Here is a 17333-nt window from a genome sequence, read left to right on the forward strand (position 1 = left end):
CCTAATTCCTCACTCGTTTTAAAATGTCGCGTTCAGTGTGACAGATTGGTGACAATTTTCCGGGAAGCATTTCTCAAACTGATGATTAACGTGCTTACGGTGTGTGCCAATAAGTTTTATAATAAAACCACACCCCACCGGAGAATTGACCGTGAAACGTACCCGCCTCGAAGAGAGCACCTGCCCCGTCGCCCGTTCGCTGGATATCATCGGCGACTGGTGGTCGCTGCTGATTGTGCGCGACGCGCTGCGCGGGATTAAGCGCTTCGGCGAGTTCCAGAAAAGCCTCGGCATCGCGAAAAACATGCTGACCACGCGGCTGAAACTGCTGGTCGACGAAGGCATCCTCCGGCTTCAGCCCGCGTCCGACGGCAGCGCCTGGCAGGAGTATGTCCTGACCGATAAAGGGCGTGCCCTGCAAACGGTGCTGGTTGCCCTCTCCCAGTGGGGCAATGAATTTTTGTTTGCGGATAACGAATGCGGCACCGTGCTGGTCGATACCGAACAGCGCAAACCCCTGCGCAAACTGGCGCTTATCGCCGACGATGGCCGCGAACTGACGCCTGAAGAGATCGTGGCAAAACTCCCATCCTGATCGTTCCCGACGGCAACAGCACAAAATGCTCGCAAATATAGTTGCATTATAAAACCAAATGACAGAGAGTTTATTCAGTTTCATCTTGAAACCAAATAACCCACTTTGCCCTGAGGTAACACACGATGACTACGCAAATCACCACCGCCCTGATTACGGGCGCCTCTTCCGGAATTGGTGCTGTTTATGCCGATCGCCTTGCAGCGCGCGGCGCTAACCTGGTGCTGGTCGCCCGTCGCGAAGATCGCCTGAACACCCTTGCCGCCGACCTTCGCGCGCGCTACGGCGTGGCCGTCGATATTCTGGTGGCCGATCTTACCGATGAAGCCGGGATCCGCGCCGTGGAAGAGGCACTGCGCAGCAATACCGCCATTGATACGCTCATTAACAACGCGGGCACCGCGCAGATGGCGCCGTTCCTCGCGGGCGATGTGGCGCAGCATCAGGCCATTAACACCCTGAACACCACGGCGCTGATGCGTCTGACCTACGCCATCCTGCCCCGCCTGGCGCAGAACAATCGCGGCACGCTGATCAATATCGCGTCCGTGCTGGCCCTGCACGTCCGGGCGGGCAGCGCGCTCTACAGCGCCACCAAGGCGTGGGTGTTGAGCTTTACCCGTGGGTTACAGGAAGAATTTGCCGACAGCAGCGTGCGCATTCAGGCCGTGCTGCCCGCCGCCACGGCGACGGAAATCTGGAGCCATTCGGGCGTCACGGTAAACGATCTGCCGGAAGGATCGGTGATGACCACCGACGATATGGTGGATGCATCGCTGGCGGGTCTGGATCAGGGTGAACCGATCACCATCCCGCCGATGCATGACGCCGGCCTGTGGGATCGCTACGAAGCGGCGCGTCTTGAGCTGTTTAATAGCGCACGCACCGGCATTCCGGCACCGCGCTACGCAAAACAGTAGCCTAACGCTCAAGCTGGTCGCCGTACTCGCTCATCCAGGCGGCCAGCGGGGAGAGTGCGTCCTGCAGGGTTAACCCCAGCGCGGTGATCTGATACTCCACGCGCGGCGGGATCTCCGGGTAGACCGTCCGCGTCACCAGCCCGCGCTGCTCAAACAGGCGCAGCTGCTTGGTCAATTCTTTCTGAGTGATGGGTGTGGCCGCCCGCAGCAGATCGCCAAAGCGAACGGGCGTATTAAAGACAATCAGGCGGTAGAGAATGGGGATCGCCCACTTACCGGATATCAGGTTCACAAACTTCGTCATCGGGCAGGTATACGCCTCAGATTTTTTTTCACAGCACACCTCCAGCATTTCTGCCATAGCACACCTCTTGCCTCTTTAGTATCCATTTGGTACCTGGTTTCCTTTCGATACTAACGTTTCTATAGTGCTTTCTCCAGAGACATTTCAGGAGAAGAACATGGGTCGTTTAACAGATAAATATACGCTGATTACCGGCGGCACCAGCGGCATCGGTCTTGCCACCGCGCAGGCGTTTATCGCCGAAGGCGCGCGCGTCGCCGTGACCGGACGCAACCCGGACACCCTCGCCGAAGCAGAACGTATTCTTGGCGATAAGGCCTGGGTGATCCCGACCGATGCGGGAGATATCGCCTCGCAAAAAGCGCTGGCGGAAACCCTCGCCGCCCGCTGGCCACGCCTGGACGCGGTGTTTCTCAACGCCGGTGACGTGACGCACGCGCCGCTGGAAGCCTGGCAGGAGGATGCCTGGGACCGCCTGATGGGCATCAACCTGAAGGGGCCGTTCTTTTTAATTCAGGCGCTGCTGCCGCTGCTGAATAACCCGTCGTCGGTGATCCTCTGCGGCTCCGTGAGCGCGCGTATCGGCCTGCCGACCAGCAGCGTGTATGCCGCGAGCAAGGCCGCCCTGCTGTCGCTGGCGCGCACGCTGTCGGCGGAGCTGCTGCCGCGCGGGATCCGCGTCAACGGCCTGAGCCCCGGTCCGGTGGAGACCCCGGCGTTTACCAAAACGGGCTTAAGCGACGAGGCGCTTAACGCGATGATGGCGGAGATCATCAAGCTGGTGCCGCTCGGCAGAATGGGCTCGACGACGGAGCTGGCAAAAGCCGCGCTCTATCTGGCGTCCGACGAGTCGAGCTACACGGTGGGAACGGAGCTGCTGGTGGACGGCGGAATGGGGAGTTTGTAATTCAAAAGGCGCTGATGCCGGTGACGATGCCGACATACAGCGCCGCCCAAGCGCAGGCGGAAAGCAGGCTGACGGCGTAGACCTTGACTGCATTCAGCCTGAGCATTCCCGCCGCCAGCGGCACGATGTAGCGCAGCACCGCCAGGAAGCGCGCGGTGAACAGGACCAGCACCCCGTTTTTCTGCAGCTGATGCTGCACCCGCAGCATTTTACCGGCGTGCTTTGCCGTGAAGCGGGTCATCCATCGCGTGTGCCCCATCAGCTGACCGATATGGTAGTTCAGCCCCGAACCCGCCGTTGCCCCTAGCACCACGGCCAGCCACGCCAGCGCAGGATGCATGCTCGCCTGGCTGACGGTAATGCCCGCCAGCAGCATCACCGAGGCGGGCGGCAGCACGGAGGAGATCAGCACCGTCGATTTACTCAGCGCCATCACAAATAACAGCGCGAAAAGATGTGCCGGATACAGCGCAAAATGATTCAGCAGATTATCAAACCACGCCATTATCCTCTCCTCCGTTGATTATTTAATCCTCCATTAGAAATGAATTAACTTAAATAAACCCTCAACATTTTATTAATAAAAATCGTCTAAACCGTTCTTAAACATTATTTAATTTCCTGAGCGGTAAATTTAAATAAGCGTATTATTCCTCTCGTTTTACAACGATCTCGTTATGGCGAGGCTCCTGTACAAATACACGTTATCGCTCTGGTAGGTTCGAGAGAACCGACACAGGGTAAAACAGGCACTGTCGAATCAAGGCTTTGTCAGTATAACTTCCCTCGTGGGATACGGTGTACAGTGCTGAACCCAGGACGTGGGGATCTCCTCTTCGACATGCCCTGTCTTGCTCGCCCCTGAGAGATGTTATTATTCAAAGGGAATTCACTATGTCTTACGCTATTCACAACCAGAACCTGGCATTCAATGACAGCGCGATCGCGCAATATATGAATACCGATTTTATTGTCCTCGATATTTCATTATGCGTGGCGCTGGCGCGCGAACAATTCTTCGAAAAATTAAAAGACGACGATATTCCGTCTCATATTTTTATTGAAGACAATGGCCGCCTGGCGGGCATGATTGCCGTGCGTAAATTGCTGCAGACCGCCGACACGGTACAGCCGGTGAAATCGCTGATGATTTCGCAGTTTTTGCAGGTCAAACCGGAGGATGAACGTGCCGACGTTGCCGGACTGCTGGCGCACGGCGGCGCGGATGTGGTGCCCGTGGTCACCCACGGCAAGCTCGTCGGCTGCCTGACCGAGCGCGAAATCGCCCATCTGCTGGAAGATGACGTCACCGAAGACGCCCAGCTTCAGGGGGCGACGCTGCCGCTGGAGAAGCCCTATCTGGACACCAGCCCGTATAGCCTGTGGAAGAAACGTTCCGTCTGGCTGCTGCTGCTGTTTGTCGCGGAGGCCTACACCAGCTCGGTGATCCAGCATTTTGAAGAGGCGCTGGAATCCGCCATCGCGCTGGCGTTCTTTATTCCGCTGCTGATCGGCACGGGCGGTAACAGCGGGACGCAGATCACCTCCACGCTGGTGCGCGCCATGGCGCTGGGGGAAGTCCGCCTGCGCGACGTTGGCCGCGTGCTGCGTAAAGAGATGACCACCTCGCTGATGATTGCCGCCACGCTCGGTATCGCCGGGTGCATTCGCGCCTGGATGATGGGGATTGGGCTGGAAATTACGCTTATCGTCAGCCTGACGCTGGTGTGCATTACGCTGTGGAGTGCGATTGTGTCGTCCGTGATCCCGATGGTGCTCAAGCGCTGCGGCATTGACCCGGCGGTCGTCTCCGCGCCGTTTATCGCGACGCTTATCGACGGCACCGGGCTGATTATCTACTTCAAGATCGCGCAATATACGCTGGGGCTGGAGTAACGTAGTTCCCTGCCGGGTGGCGCTGCGCTTACCCGGCCTACCCATCCCGTAGGCCCGTGCAAGCGTAGCGCCGCCGGGCAATACTCAGATCGCACCAAGCGTTCTTACCGCCCGCCCAAACGCCTCAATCGCCAGGGCGACATCTTCAGCCATCACCGATTCCGCCGGATGGTGGCTGACGCCCCCTTTGCAGCGCACAAACAGCATGCCGACCGGCCAGCGTTCCGCGATGGCAATCGCGTCGTGTCCCGCACCGCTGGGCAGCGATAGCGAGCGACTCTGTACCGATGTAACGGCCTCCCCCAGCACCTTTTGCAGGTGGATATCGCACGGCGTGGCGGCAATGCGGTAAAACTCCTCGGCGCTGAAGTCCAGACCGCGGCGCGAGGCGATCGCCTGCGCATGTTCCAGCAGGTCGTTAAGCAACCGATCCAGCGGCGCATCCTGCGGCCCGCGAATATCCAGCGAGAGCTGAACCTCGCCGGGGATCACGTTCACCGCCCCCGGCAGACAGCGCAGCTCGCCAACCGTCGCCACCAGGTTGCCGCCCTGCTGTCGGGTAGCGTTTTCAATGATAACCATCCACTCGGCGGCGGCGGCCAGCGCGTCCCTGCGGTGGAGCATCGGCACGGTTCCCGCATGCCCGGCCTCGCCGGTAAAGCGGCAGTTCAGACGGCGCGCGCCGTTAATGGCTTCCACCACGCCAAGGGCGAGCGCCTCCTGCTCAAGGCACGGCCCCTGCTCAATATGCAGCTCCAGATAGGCGCTGAAATCCTCCTGACGGCGCGCGGCATGGAGCACGCGGGCAGGATCGAGCCCCATCAGGGTCATCGCCTGCGCCACGCTGATCCCGCTGGCGTCGACTTTTTCCAGCCAGCCCTGCGGCCAGGTGCCCGTCAGCCCCCGGCTGCCTAACAGCGTAATGCCGAAGCGGGTTCCCTCTTCGTCGCAAAAGCCGACAATCTCGATGGCCTGGGCCAGATGCACCCCCTGCTGGTGCAGGCTGTCCACTACCTCAATGGCGGCAAGCACGCCGAGCATGCCGTCGTAGCGCCCGGCATTGCGCACGGTATCGAGATGCGAGCCGAGCAGCACCGCCTGCGCCCCTTCCTGCGCGCCCTCATAGCGTCCACAGATGTTGCCCACGCTGTCCTGCCAGACGGTCATTCCCGCCTGGCTCATCCACTGCCCCACCAGCTGGTTGGCCTGCAGATGCTGGGTGGAGAGATAAACCCTCGTCAGCGCATCCGGGGTTTCGCTGATGGCGGCCAGCGCGTCGGCGCGGGCCATCACCCGTTCTGCCGCCGGGCTCATTGCGGCGTCTCGCGACGATAGTGGTCCCACGCGGCCTGCATGGCGGCACCCTGCGTGGTGTTGAATTTCAGGTAGTTCAGCACCGACTCCAGCGCGCTCAGGGTGGTCATCACGCAGTCCTTGCGCGCGTTGTAGCCCATGGTGCCAATGCGCCACACTTTGCCGTGCAGCGGGCCAAACGAGGTGCCGATTTCAATCCCGAAATCCTCCAGCATCAGCTTACGCACCTGGTCGCCGTTGACGCCCTGCGGGATAACCACGCCCAGCACGTTGTTCATCTTGTGCTTCAGGTCGCCGAAGGTCTCCAGCCCCATCGCCTGAATGCCCTTCAGCAGCGCATCGCCGTGCAGCTTATGGCGCGCGATGCCGTTATCCAGCCCTTCCTGCAGGATCAGACGCGCGCACTCGCGGGCGCCAAACAGCGCGGTGGTGGCTTCGGTATGGTGGTTAAGGCGCTCCGGGCCCCAGTAATCCATCACCATGCCGAGATCGAAATAGTTGGAGTAGATCATCTCCTCGTCGCCGTCGCGGTGGGCGTCGGTGCGGATGCCCTCCTCAACGCATTTGCGGCGGCGGATCGCCTCCTCCATGCGCGCGCTCAGGGTGATCGGCGAGGTGCCCGACGGGCCGCCGAGGCACTTCTGCATCCCGGCCGATACCGCATCCAGTCCCCAGGCGTCGGTTTCCAGCGCGTTGCCGCCGAGCGACGCGGTGGCGTCGGTATAAAACAGCACGTCGTAGCGGCGGCAGATGGCGCCAAGCTCGGCGAGGGGCTGCAGCATGGTGGTGGAGGTATCGCCCTGCACGGTCAGCAGCAGGCGCGGACGAACACGCTTAATCGCATCCTCCACCTGATCCGGGGTAAACACCTCGCCCCACGGCACCTCGATGGTATGTACTTCCGCGCGGCAGCGGCGGGCAATTTCGCACAGCAGATGACCAAAGCGGCCAAAGACCGGCACCAGCACCTTATCTCCCGGGCGAATGGCGGAGACCAGAATGGCTTCAATCCCCGCGCGGGAAGTGCCGTCCACCAGCATCGTCCAGCGGTTCTCGGTGCGGAACACCCCGCGATAGAGCGCCATCACCTCGTTCATGTAGTGGGTCATGGCCGGATCGTACTGGCCGATCAGCTGGCTCGACATGGCGCGCAGCACGCGCGGGTCGGCGTTGATCGGGCCCGGCCCCATCAGCAGGCGCTGGGGCGGGTTGATTTGCGGAAAGCGTGCGATATCCATTGTTAAGTCCTTATCAGTTGAGGCCGCGCACGGAGGAGATGAACTGCTTCAGTTCCGTGGTCTGCGGGTTGGCGAACAGCGTTTTGCTGTCGCCCTGCTCCCAGACTTTCCCCTGGTGCATAAACACCACGCGGTCGCCCACTTCGCGGGCAAAATTCATTTCATGGGTAACCAGTATGAGCGTTATCCCCTCGGCCGCCAGCTGCTCCAGCACCTTGAGCACTTCGCCCACCAGCTCCGGGTCGAGCGCGGAGGTGATCTCGTCGCAGAGTAAAACTTTCGGCGACATCGCCAGCGCGCGGGCAATCGCCACGCGCTGCTGCTGGCCGCCGGAGAGGCTCGACGGGTAGTAATCCAGACGATCGCCTAAGCCCACTTTCTCCAGCATCTGCTGCGCCAGCTCGCGGCATTCGGCGGCGCTTTTCTTCAGCACCCGACGCGGGGCGAGCATCACGTTTTCCAGCGCCGTCATGTGCGGAAACAGGTTGAAGCTCTGGAACACCATCCCGACCGAGCGGCTGATTTCGCGCGCCTGAGAATCCCGGTCGGTAATGGTCATGCCGCCCAGCTTGATGCTGCCGTCCTGATAGCCTTCCAGGCCGTTGATGCAGCGCAGCAGCGTGCTTTTGCCCGATCCGCTGCGCCCGATAATGGAGATCACCTGGCCCATGTCGATATCCAGATCGACGCCCTTGAGCACGTGGTTATCGCCGTAGTACTTCTGCACCTGATTAATGGTGATGAGAGGCATTGAATTTCGTCTCCAGATAGCGGCTGTAGCGCGACAGCGGATAACACAGAATAAAGTAGCCGAGCGCCACCAGCGCAAAAACCTTAAACGGCTGATACGTCACGTTGGTCAGCATGGTCCCGGCCTTGGTCAGCTCGATAAAACCGATAATCGACGCCAGAGCGGTGCCCTTGATCACCTGCACGGCAAAGCCGACCGTCGGGGCGATACCGATGCGCAGCGCCTGCGGGGCGACGACGCGAAACAGGGTCTGGCCGAAGGTCAGCCCCAGACAGCGCGACGCTTCCCACTGCCCTTTTGGCAAGGCGCGAATACTGCCAAACCAGATGTCGAGCAGAAACGCGCTGGTGTAGAAGGTGAGCGCCAGCGAGGCGGCGGTCCACGGCGAGACGTCGATGCCGAACAGCGCAACGCCGAAGAAGGCCAGGAACAGCTGCATCAGCAGCGGCGTGCCCTGAAACAGCTCAATATAGCCGCGGATGATGCGCCTGACCGTGCGCCCGCCCGTCAGGCGCAGCAGCAGGAGCGGCAGCGTCACCGCCGCCCCGCCGACAAACGCCACCAGCGACAGCAGCACCGTCCAGCGTCCGGCCAGCAGCAGGTTGCGAATAATGTCCCAGTCAGTAAAGGTGGTCATCATGCCTGCACCCCCAGCCATTTGCGTCCCGCCGCCATCATCAGCTGGCGCAGGGTAATCGACAGCGCTAAGTAAATCCCGGTTGTCACCAGATAAACCTCAAAGCTCAGAAACGTTCTGGACTGGATCAGGTTGGCGGCGAAGGTCAGCTCTTCATACGAGACCTGCGACACCACCGACGAGCCGAGCATCACGATGATGCACTGGCTCACCAGCGCCGGGTAAATGCGCTGCAGCGCGGGCGGCAGCACCACGCGGATAAAGGTCTGCAGGCGGGTCAGCCCCAGCACGCGTCCGGCCTCCCACTGCCCTTTCGGCGTGACCTGAATGCCCGCGCGGATAATCTCGGTGCTGTAGGCGCCCAGGTTCACCACCATGGCCAGCAGCGCCGCTTCCCCCGCCGTCATCTTCAGCCCAAGATTCGGCAGGCCGAAGACGATGAAAAACAGCTGCACCACAAACGGCGTGTTGCGGATGATCTCCACGTACGCGCCCCAGATCCGGCTGTACCAGGTGGTGCGTCCGCTGCGGATCGCCGCCCCGAAAATCCCTATCGCCAGGCCGCCGACGGTCGCCATCACCGTCAGCTGAATAGTGACCCACAGCCCCGCCAGCAGCTCCGGCCAGTGCGGCCAGAGCGCGGAAAAATCAAGTTGCTCAGTCATCGGCTCAGGCGCCAAGGTTGGCCGGCAGCGAAGCCTTCAGCCACTGCTCGGACAGGCCGTTCAGCGTGCCGTCCTTGATGCCCTGCTCAATCAGCGCGTCCACTTTTGCCTTCAGGGCCGGTTCGTTTTTCTTCAGGCCAATAAAGCACGGCGAATCTTTCAGCATAAAGCTCGGCACGGGAGCTTTATCCGCGTTCTGGCGCGAAATGGCCGCCACCACGAGGTTACCGGTTGCCACGTACTGCACCTGTCCGGAGAGGTAGGCGGAGAGCGTGGTGTTGTTATCTTCGTAGCGCTTCACGTCCGCGTCTTTCGGCGCCAGGCCGGTCAGCACCATGTCCTCCACCGCCCCGCGCGTCACGCCGATGGTTTTTCCGCTCAGCGCGGCGGCGTCTTTCAGCTCGGCCCCTTTCGGACCAAACACGCCGAGGAAGAACGGCGCGTAGGCGCGGCTAAAGTCGATCACCTTCTCGCGCTCCGGGTTTTTACCGAGGCTGGAAATGACCAGATCCACCTTATCGGTTTGCAGGTACGGGACGCGGTTGGCGCTGGTCACCGGCACCAGCTGCAGCTTGAGCTTCATCTGTTTGGCCAGATAGCGCGCCATGTCGATATCATAGCCCTGCGGCTGCAGGTCGGTCCCCACCGAGCCAAACGGCGGGAAGTCCTGCGGAACGGCAATGCGAATGGTGCCGCGCTTCTCGATATCCTGAAGCTGGTCAGCCTTTGCCGGCAGCTGTGTGAAGAGACATGCGGCCCCGGCCAGTGCAATCAACAATTTTTTCATGGTGCTTCCCCGTAACGTTAACATGAAACAAAAGATTCTTTGAGTATGATTTTGCAACTAATGTGCCAGATAGGGCGAAGCGGAAAATATTCTTATGAAGCCTGATAAAACGCGGACGGGTCGAAAAAACGTCTATTTTCCCGACCCGTCAGATGCACCATTTTAATGCAAAGCACCAGCCTGATGCCCCATTATCGCTGTTCGAGTTCGTCCAGCTGCTGGTAAAGGGAGGCAATCTCGTGAATGCGCGGACGGCCTTTATCGAGACTGTCATGCAGGAAGGCATTCGCCAGCAGGTTAATCAGGCTGTTGACCGAGGAGTAGCTGTCATAGGCCGAGACGCTGTCCAGCGGGGCGCAGAGCTGCCAGCTCGCCAGCGGAAAGAGGCTGTGCGCCTGCGGCTCGCACATCAGCAGCACCGGAATACCGCGGCTCTGAAGCTGCTGCATCAGCGGGCGGATGATGCGCGGGCGGCGGCGAAAGGCCATCATGACCACCAGATCGTCCGGCGTTAAATCCACCAGCTCCTCGCTCAGGCTCTGCCCCGGCTGCGGCAGGACCAGCACCTGTCCGCGCGCCTGCAGCAGCTGCTGGCGCAGGTGCAGCGCCGCCGGATAGGCGTTACGCATGCCGATAATGACGATGCGCCGCGCCTTCACCATGCAGGCCATCGCGTCGGCAAACTGCTGCGCGTCGAGGGCGTTGACCCACTGGGTCAGGTTCGCCATCTCCTGCTTATAGTGGCGCGCCAGCAGCGTATTGCCCTGCACCGCGTCGCGGTTATCGGTGAGCGGCATCCCGCTCTGGCGCAGGGTGCGCAGCTCGTCGCGCATGTCCTTATATTTCTCATAGCCCAGACGCTTAAACAGACGGCTAACCGTGGCTTTCGACACCCCGCTCAGCTGCGCCAGCTCGGCGCTGTTGTAGCTAATGAGATCGTCAAAATGATCGAAAATAAAGTCCGCCACCCGCTGCTCCTGCGGCGACAGCGACGGGTACTGTGCTTTCAGACGTTCATCCAGTTGTTCCATAGCGCCTCTGTAACTTTTGTTTCATCACATTGTACCTTTTATTATGCGTATTCATTATACGTGCCAGTTTACTGAAACTTTTCTTTCAGAACTGGAACAGCTTTTGCAGCGCCTTGTGACTTTCAGGGTTACGAGGACTCTCTATGCAAAGTAATGTCTCCACGCACGGCATGGCCGTTGCGCCCCACCATCTTGCCAGCCAGAGCGCGCTGGCGGTACTGCGCGAAGGCGGCAGCGCGATAGAGGCGATGGTCGCCGCGGCGGCCACCGTTGCCGTGGTTTATCCGCACATGAACGGGCTGGGCGGCGATGGCTTCTGGCTTATCGTGCCGCCGGAAGGCGAACCTGTCGCCATTGATGCCAGCGGCGCGGCGGGATCGCGCGCAACGCTCGACGCCTACGACGGTCTGGCGCATATCCCCCATCGCGGCCCCCGCGCGGCGCTGACCGTCGCCGGCACGGTGAGCGGCTGGGACGAGGCGCTGAAGGTCTCGCGCGAGTTGACCGGCAAGGCGCTGCCGCTGTCCCGACTGCTGGCCGACGCCATTGACTATGCGCAGAACGGCACGCCGGTCACGGCCTCTCAGGCCCACGCCACGGCCAGCAAATTCGACGAGCTGAAGGACGTCCCCGGCTTCGCGGAAACCTGGCTGGTGGACGGTAAGCCGCCGCAGGTCGGGAGCCGCTTTTACCAGCCCGCCATGGCCACGACGTTGACGCGCCTGGCGGAAGACGGTCTGGACAGCTTTTACCGCGGCCCGCTGGCGGACGTGCTGGCGCACGGCATGGAGACGCTGGGCCTGCCCGTGACGCTGGCCGATCTTAACGCGCACGCTGCCCGGCGCACCGCACCGCTGAGGCTGCAGCATCAGCAGGGGGAGATCTTTAACCACGCCCCGCCGACGCAGGGGCTGGTCTCGCTGGCGATACTCGGCATCACCGACCGCCTGAACATGGCCGAGGCCGACGACGCCGACACCATTCACCGCATCGTTGAAGCCACCAAGCTGGCCTTTGGCCTGCGCGATGCCCACATTACCGACCCGCGCGAGCTGAAAACCGATATTCAGGGTCTGCTGGATCCCGCCGCCCTGCAGGCGCTTGCCGACAGGGTTGACGACGGCCGCGCCGCGCCGTGGGGCATCGGAAAAGGCCCCGGCGATACGGTGTGGATGGGAGTGATGGATAACAGCGGGCTTGCCGTGTCGTTTATCCAGAGTATCTATCACGAGTTCGGCAGCGGCGTTGTGCTGCCCGACACCGGCATCGTCTGGCAGAACCGGGGCGCATCGTTCAGCCTCGATCCCAATCATCTTCTGGCCCTCGCGCCGGGCAAGCAGCCCTTCCATACCCTGAACCCGGCGGCGGCGCGTCTTAAGGACGGGCGCGTGATGGTCTACGGATCGATGGGCGGTGACGGACAGCCGCAAACCCAGGCCGCGCTTTTTACCCGCTACGCGATTCAGGGCGTGCCTTTACAGGAGAGCATTTCCCGCCCGCGCTGGCTGCTGGGGCGCACCTGGGGACAAACCTCGGACACGTTAAAGCTGGAAGGACGCTTTACCGCTGAGACGGTCTCACGGCTTCAGGCACTCGGGCACGAGGTGGAAATGTTCCCTGACTTCAGCGAAGCGATGGGCCACGCGGGCGCGATTGTCCGCCACCCCAACGGGCTGTTCGAAGGGGCATTTGACCCGCGCAGCAACGGCGCGGCCGCCGGATTCTGAGGAGAAAACTATGACGACACAACAACCCGACTGGCAGGCGTATCTGGCGCAAATGGAGTCCGTGCTCGGCGTAACGCTGGACGATGCCCGCCGCGCCGAGCTGCAGGTGCAGTTCAGCCGCATAGCAAACATGGCCGCCCCGCTGATGGCGCTGCCGCTCGACGACCGTCTGGAGATCGCAGGAGTGTACAAAGCATGAGGCTACACGAGATGAGTATCAGCGCGATCCAGCATGCGCTGGGCGCGGGCGAGCTGAGCGCTCGCGAGATTGCCCGCCAGACGCTGGAGGCGATTGCGCGCGTTAACCCGCAGATCGGCGCCTGGACCGCCGTGACGGAAGCGCGCATGCTCGCCGAGGCCGAGAGCATCGATACCCTGCGCCGCGAAAAGCGCCCCCTGCCCCCGCTGGCGGGCGTGCCCTACGCGGTAAAAAACCTGTTCGACGTTGCCGGCCACACCACCCTTGCCGGGGCAGAGCTGTTCAGCCAGCGCCCCGCCGCGGCCGCTGACAGCTTCGCGGTGCGCCAGCTGCGCAGCGCGGGCGGGCTGCTGACCGGGATGGTGAACATGGACGCCTACGCCTACGGCTTTACTACCGAAAACAGCCACTACGGCACGACGCGTAACCCGCACGATCTGGCGCGCATTGCGGGCGGCTCGTCCGGGGGCTCGGCCGCCGCCGTGGCCGCCGGGCTGGTGCACTTTTCGCTCGGCACCGACACCAACGGCTCGATTCGCGTTCCGGCCTCCCTGTGCGGCATCTACGGCCTGAAGCCCACCTTTGGCCGCCTGTCGCGATCCGGCAGCCATCCGTTTGTCGCGAGCCTCGATCATATCGGCCCCTTTGCCCGCCGCGTGTGCGACCTGGCGTCCGTCTACGATGCGCTGCAGGGGCGGGACAGCAGCGACGCTTTTCAGGCAGAGAGCTCGCGCGAGCAGACGCGCTCCCTCCTCGATCGCGGGCTTGACGGCCTGCGCTGCGCGGTGCTCGGCGGCTACTTCACCACCTGGTGCGACGCGGATGCCAGAGACGCCGTGGCGCGGGCGGCGAAGGCGCTCGACGTGCGGGATGAGCTGCAGTTCCCGGACGCCGAGCTGGCGCGCTCCGCAGCGTTTATCATCAGCGCCTCCGAAGGGGGAAACCAGTACCTGCCGGCGCTTCGCCGCGAGCCCGAGCGTTTTGAGCCGCACTCCCGGGAACGCCTGCTGGCAGGCGCGATGATCCCCTCAGCCTGGTACATTCAGGCCCAGCGGTTTCGCGCGCACGCCCGGCAGGCGTTTAAAACCCTGTTCGCGCAGGCCGACGTGCTGATCGCGCCGGCAACGCCGCGCAGCGCCACGCTCGCGGGTGAGCAGACCATGGAGATTAACGGTCAGCCGCTCCCCATTCGCGCCAGCATGGGGATGCTGACCCAGCCGATTTCATTTCTGGGCCTGCCCGTGACCACCGTTCCGCTGCGCACCGCGCAGGGTGCGCCGATTGGCCTGCAGCTGATTGCCGCGCCGTTTAACGAGCAGGCCTGCCTGCGCGTCGCGCGCGTGCTTGAAGGGAGCGGCATCGCCGATGCCCGCCCGGCGGAGGTGGCCGCATGATGAATCACGATGACATTAACCTTCCGTGGGTAGTTGCCGAGGTGACCGCCGCGTTTTATCGCTATGAAGACGCGCTGGTGAGCAACAACGTTGCGGTGCTGGACGAGCTGTTCTGGCACGACAAAAACACGGTGCGTCTGGGGGCGGGTGAAAACCTGTACGGGATTGATGAAATCCGCGCCTTTCGGGCGGCGCGCCCCGCCGCCGGGCTGCAGCGGACGTTGCGCCACACCGTCATCACCACCTTCGGCGAGGATTATGCCGTGTGCAGCACCGAGTTTACCCGCGAGGGGACGGAACGCATTGGCCGCCAGCAGCAGACGTGGGTGCGGTTTGCCTACGGATGGCGGATCGTGGCGGCACAGGTGAGTTTGATGTCGTAGTCCTAGGCCGGGTAAGGCGCAGCCGCCACCCGGCTAAACACGGCACACTTACTTCTTAAACGGATGCACATCCCGCCAGTGGTCGGCAATCTGCTGGCGGGTACAGACCCACACCCGCTCGTGCTGCTGCACGTAATCGAGGAACCGCTGCAGCGCGCGAAAACGCCCCGGCCGCCCCAGCAGGCGACAGTGCATGCCGATGGACATCATCTTCGGCGCGCGTTCCCCCTCTTCGTACAGCACGTCAAAACTGTCCTTCAGATACGTATAAAACTGCTCGGCAGTGTTAAACCCCTGCGCGGTGGCGAAGCGCATGTCGTTCGCATCCAGCGTATACGGCACGATCAGGTGCGGTTTACGGGAGCCGTCGCTGCAGGCCACTTCCGTCCAGAAGGGCAGATCGTCGCCGTAGTAGTCGCTGTCATAGTCGAAGCCGCCGTGCTCCACCACCAGCTGGCGGGTGTTGGGGCTGTCGCGCCCGGTGTACCAGCCCGTCGGCGGCTTGCCGAACAGGTCGGTCAACACGTGCACCGCCTTGTGCAGGTGTTCGCGCTCCTGGCTGATATTCATGCTCTGATAGTGGATCCAGCGCCAGCCGTGGCTCACCACGTCATAATCCGCCGCCTTGATTGCCTCGACGATCTCAGGATGACGCGCCAGCGCCATCGCTACGCCAAAGACCGTCAACGGCAGGCCGCGCTTTTGAAATTCAGTGTGGATCCGCCAGAACCCGGCGCGGCTGCCGTATTCGTAGAGGGAGTCCATCGACATGTGTTTATCCGGGTAGCTGGCCGCGCCGATAATGTCCGACAGGAACTGCTCGGATCCGGCATCGCCGTGCAGAACGTGGTTTTCCGCCCCTTCCTCATAATTGAGCACAAACTGCACGGCGATACGCGCCTGATTCGGCCACCGCGCGTGCGGCGGGTTGCCCGCGTAGCCGCGCAGATCCCGCGGGTAATCCTGTTCAAAAAGCCCCATTGCCACCCCCAAAAATTAAAATGGATTCAGTGCCTGAAAATGTCCGCTTAACGCTTTTTTCTCCGGGAACGCCAGATCCCCGTGCTTGCTGGTCGACAGCCCCAGCGCCACCAGCGATTCCACCATCTTCACCGCCGCGCTGACGCCGTCGATGACCGGCACGCGCAGCTCGCGCGTCAGCTCCTGCGCCAGCGTCGCCATGCCGCCGCAGCCCAGCACGATGGCGCCGCAGCCGTCCTCTTTCAGCGCCTGTATACAGCGCGTGCGCACCTTCTCCTGCGCCAGACCGCTGCCGTCTTCCAGCGCCAGCACCGGGAGATCGATAGCGTGCAGCGCCGCGCAGCGATCGTGAAAGCCATACTGGTGCAGCAGATGGCGGGCAATAATCAGCGTGCGCGGCAGCGTGGTGACCACCGAAAAGCGCGTCGCCACCAGCGTCGCCATATGCATGGCGGCTTCGGCAATGCCGATAACCGGCCCCTGCGCCAGCTCGCGCGCCGCCAGCAGGCCCGGATCGCCAAAGCAGGCAATCACGTGACCGTCCACGCCCTGCTCTCTGCCGAGCTTAACCTGTTCGAGAACCCCCACGGCGGCGATGGCCTCATCAAAGTGGCCTTCTATAGACGGCACGCCCGCGCTGGGGCAGACCGCGAGGATCTCCGTTCCCGGCGCCGCCACCGCGCGGGCCGCCGCGCCGATGGTTTCCGTCATCGCGAGGCTGGTGTTGGGGTTGATCACTTGTATACAGACAGATGACATTACGACTCCTTGTGGCCGGCAAACAGCCGGGCAAAATCAGGCAGGCACTCGCCCGCCCGCTCGAAGCAAAGGCTGGCAACGATGTGTTCAAAATGGTGCATTAAGGCATCGCTTAGCGGCTGGAGCGCCTTCTGGCGCAGCAGATCCACCAGCTGTTCGTGATCGTTGCAGCGGCACCCCTGACGCCACGGCGCGCCCCAGGTGGCAATCACCAGCGACGAGCGCTGGCTCAGGCCGGTCACCATCTCCGTCAGCACCTGGTTGCCGGAGATGGCCTGCAGCTGAATGTGGAAATTGGCGGAGTGGCGAATTGCCGCCGGGCCGTCGTAGGCCTCGTGCGCCTGCTGCTCCTGACGAATAATGGCGTCCAGCGCGGCAAGGTGCGGCGGCTGGCAGCGGGCCAGCACGTCCGGCAGGTTGGCGACCTCCAGCAGAGCGCGGGTGCGGAAGATATGCTGCGCCTCTTCCACCGTCGGGCTGGCGACGTGTGCACCACGCTTGGGCGTTAAGGTGACCATTTGCACAGCCGCGAGTCGTTGAAGCACCTTGCGGATGCCCGTGCGGCTTACGCCAAAGACCTCGGCCAGCGCCTCCTCCGGCAGTTTGCTCCCCGGCAGCAGCTGATGTTCGACAATCGCGGTCATCAGCGCCTGAAAGATCGATTCGTCTTTGTCATGCAGGTCTGGCGCGGTCTGCAGGGCGTTTATGTTGTTCATTCACCACTCCGTCTTTTACTCTTCGTTATCGAATCGTATACATAAAAATAAAATATTGCATACAAGATTTATTATTTTGGCCTGGATCCTGCAACACCGTCTGCACTCCCGCTTAACGGGTTTTCATTC

19 protein-coding genes, 1 pseudogene and 1 riboswitch are annotated in these 17333 nt (G+C 62.0%); of the genes and pseudogenes, 8 read left to right on the top strand and 12 right to left on the bottom strand.

The window, feature by feature from the left end:
• The first annotated feature begins 151 nt into the window (after window positions 1-151).
• A complete protein-coding gene (locus HCH49_RS08570; protein ID WP_032658095.1) occupies window positions 152-595 on the top strand; it encodes a winged helix-turn-helix transcriptional regulator in 444 nt (147 codons plus the stop codon).
• 125 nt (window positions 596-720) lie between these two features.
• Window positions 721-1515, top strand: a complete 795-nt coding sequence (locus tag HCH49_RS08575; protein WP_033145158.1) for an SDR family oxidoreductase — start codon at window positions 721-723, stop codon at window positions 1513-1515.
• Window position 1516: 1 nt separating this feature from the next.
• Here the strand turns inward: HCH49_RS08575 and HCH49_RS08580 are convergent, their stop codons facing one another.
• Window positions 1517-1876, bottom strand: a complete 360-nt coding sequence (locus HCH49_RS08580; protein ID WP_221702522.1) for a helix-turn-helix domain-containing protein — start codon at window positions 1874-1876, stop codon at window positions 1517-1519.
• 100 nt (window positions 1877-1976) lie between these two features.
• Here HCH49_RS08580 and HCH49_RS08585 point away from each other — a divergent pair, with 100 nt between their 5' ends.
• The gene (locus HCH49_RS08585; protein ID WP_029741836.1) at window positions 1977-2726 is read left to right on the top strand and encodes an SDR family oxidoreductase; all 750 of its coding nucleotides are present in this window, start codon (window positions 1977-1979) and stop codon (window positions 2724-2726) included.
• Between the two features lies 1 nt (window position 2727).
• Here the strand turns inward: HCH49_RS08585 and HCH49_RS08590 are convergent, their stop codons facing one another.
• Entirely contained in the window at window positions 2728-3231 is a 504-nt protein-coding gene (locus HCH49_RS08590; protein ID WP_167818236.1) for a DedA family protein, read from the bottom strand.
• Between the two features lie 159 nt (window positions 3232-3390).
• Window positions 3391-3560: riboswitch (M-box (ykoK) riboswitch) on the top strand.
• A gap of 60 nt (window positions 3561-3620) precedes the next feature.
• On the opposite strand from HCH49_RS08590, the gene HCH49_RS08595 reads away from it, so the two are divergent.
• Window positions 3621-4622: a magnesium transporter gene (locus tag HCH49_RS08595; protein WP_029741838.1), complete on the top strand. Its 1002-nt coding sequence runs from the start codon at window positions 3621-3623 to the stop codon at window positions 4620-4622.
• A gap of 84 nt (window positions 4623-4706) precedes the next feature.
• On the opposite strand, the gene hpxK is transcribed toward HCH49_RS08595, so the two are convergent.
• From hpxK to hpxU, 7 genes are all read right to left on the bottom strand, one after another.
• The gene (hpxK, locus tag HCH49_RS08600) at window positions 4707-5936 is read right to left on the bottom strand and encodes an allantoate amidohydrolase (RefSeq protein WP_221702523.1); all 1230 of its coding nucleotides are present in this window, start codon (window positions 5934-5936) and stop codon (window positions 4707-4709) included.
• Entirely contained in the window at window positions 5933-7174 is a 1242-nt protein-coding gene (locus HCH49_RS08605; RefSeq protein WP_087822309.1) for a pyridoxal-phosphate-dependent aminotransferase family protein, read from the bottom strand. Before HCH49_RS08605 ends, hpxK begins: the two co-directional genes overlap by 4 nt.
• Before the next feature lie 13 nt (window positions 7175-7187).
• A complete protein-coding gene (locus HCH49_RS08610; RefSeq protein ID WP_221702524.1) occupies window positions 7188-7925 on the bottom strand; it encodes an amino acid ABC transporter ATP-binding protein in 738 nt (245 codons plus the stop codon).
• Entirely contained in the window at window positions 7906-8562 is a 657-nt protein-coding gene (locus tag HCH49_RS08615; RefSeq protein ID WP_071884868.1) for an amino acid ABC transporter permease, read from the bottom strand. The genes HCH49_RS08610 and HCH49_RS08615 overlap by 20 nt, the downstream gene beginning before the upstream one ends.
• Complete coding sequence (locus tag HCH49_RS08620; RefSeq protein ID WP_116340808.1) at window positions 8562-9227, bottom strand: amino acid ABC transporter permease; 666 nt, start codon at window positions 9225-9227, stop codon at window positions 8562-8564. Before HCH49_RS08620 ends, HCH49_RS08615 begins: the two co-directional genes overlap by 1 nt.
• Window positions 9228-9231: 4 nt before the next feature.
• Window positions 9232-10014 (bottom strand): transporter substrate-binding domain-containing protein, encoded by a 783-nt coding sequence (locus HCH49_RS08625; RefSeq protein ID WP_221702525.1) that lies wholly within the window; start codon window positions 10012-10014, stop codon window positions 9232-9234.
• A 191-nt stretch (window positions 10015-10205) separates the two neighbouring features.
• Window positions 10206-11045 carry a MurR/RpiR family transcriptional regulator HpxU gene (gene hpxU, locus HCH49_RS08630; protein ID WP_167818240.1) on the bottom strand — a complete coding sequence of 280 codons (840 nt, stop codon included), beginning with the start codon at window positions 11043-11045 and terminating at the stop codon, window positions 10206-10208.
• 143 nt (window positions 11046-11188) lie between these two features.
• On the opposite strand from hpxU, the gene hpxW reads away from it, so the two are divergent.
• Genes hpxW through hpxZ form a run of 4 tightly spaced genes read left to right on the top strand, consistent with a single transcriptional unit; the run spans window position 11189 to window position 14748 of the window.
• The gene (gene hpxW / locus HCH49_RS08635) at window positions 11189-12772 is read left to right on the top strand and encodes an oxamate amidohydrolase (RefSeq protein WP_221702526.1); all 1584 of its coding nucleotides are present in this window, start codon (window positions 11189-11191) and stop codon (window positions 12770-12772) included.
• A gap of 10 nt (window positions 12773-12782) precedes the next feature.
• A complete protein-coding gene (gene hpxX, locus HCH49_RS08640; protein WP_033145148.1) occupies window positions 12783-12971 on the top strand; it encodes an oxalurate catabolism protein HpxX in 189 nt (62 codons plus the stop codon).
• Window positions 12968-14365 (top strand): AtzE family amidohydrolase, encoded by a 1398-nt coding sequence (locus HCH49_RS08645; protein ID WP_221702527.1) that lies wholly within the window; start codon window positions 12968-12970, stop codon window positions 14363-14365. The genes hpxX and HCH49_RS08645 overlap by 4 nt, the downstream gene beginning before the upstream one ends.
• Complete coding sequence (gene hpxZ / locus HCH49_RS08650) at window positions 14362-14748, top strand: oxalurate catabolism protein HpxZ (RefSeq protein ID WP_045354537.1); 387 nt, start codon at window positions 14362-14364, stop codon at window positions 14746-14748. Before HCH49_RS08645 ends, hpxZ begins: the two co-directional genes overlap by 4 nt.
• Before the next feature lie 48 nt (window positions 14749-14796).
• Here the strand turns inward: hpxZ and puuE are convergent, their stop codons facing one another.
• The 3 genes and pseudogenes from puuE to HCH49_RS08665 all read right to left on the bottom strand — a co-directional run bounded on the left by puuE (window position 14797) and on the right by HCH49_RS08665 (window position 17204).
• Window positions 14797-15696, bottom strand: coding sequence for an allantoinase PuuE (gene puuE / locus HCH49_RS08655; RefSeq protein WP_259678411.1), 900 nt, complete (start codon window positions 15694-15696; stop codon window positions 14797-14799).
• Window positions 15614-16488, bottom strand: a pseudogene (hpxA, locus tag HCH49_RS08660) (allantoin racemase). The gene puuE and the pseudogene hpxA overlap by 83 nt, the downstream one beginning before the upstream one ends.
• The gene (locus HCH49_RS08665) at window positions 16488-17204 is read right to left on the bottom strand and encodes a GntR family transcriptional regulator (protein ID WP_047652808.1); all 717 of its coding nucleotides are present in this window, start codon (window positions 17202-17204) and stop codon (window positions 16488-16490) included. Before HCH49_RS08665 ends, hpxA begins: the two are co-directional and overlap by 1 nt.
• Between the last annotated feature and the right edge of the window lie 129 nt (window positions 17205-17333).

The sequence above is a fragment of the Enterobacter sp. Y17 genome, from assembly GCF_019730495.1.
In the GTDB taxonomy this organism is placed as follows: Bacteria; Pseudomonadota; Gammaproteobacteria; order Enterobacterales; family Enterobacteriaceae; genus Enterobacter; species Enterobacter asburiae_B.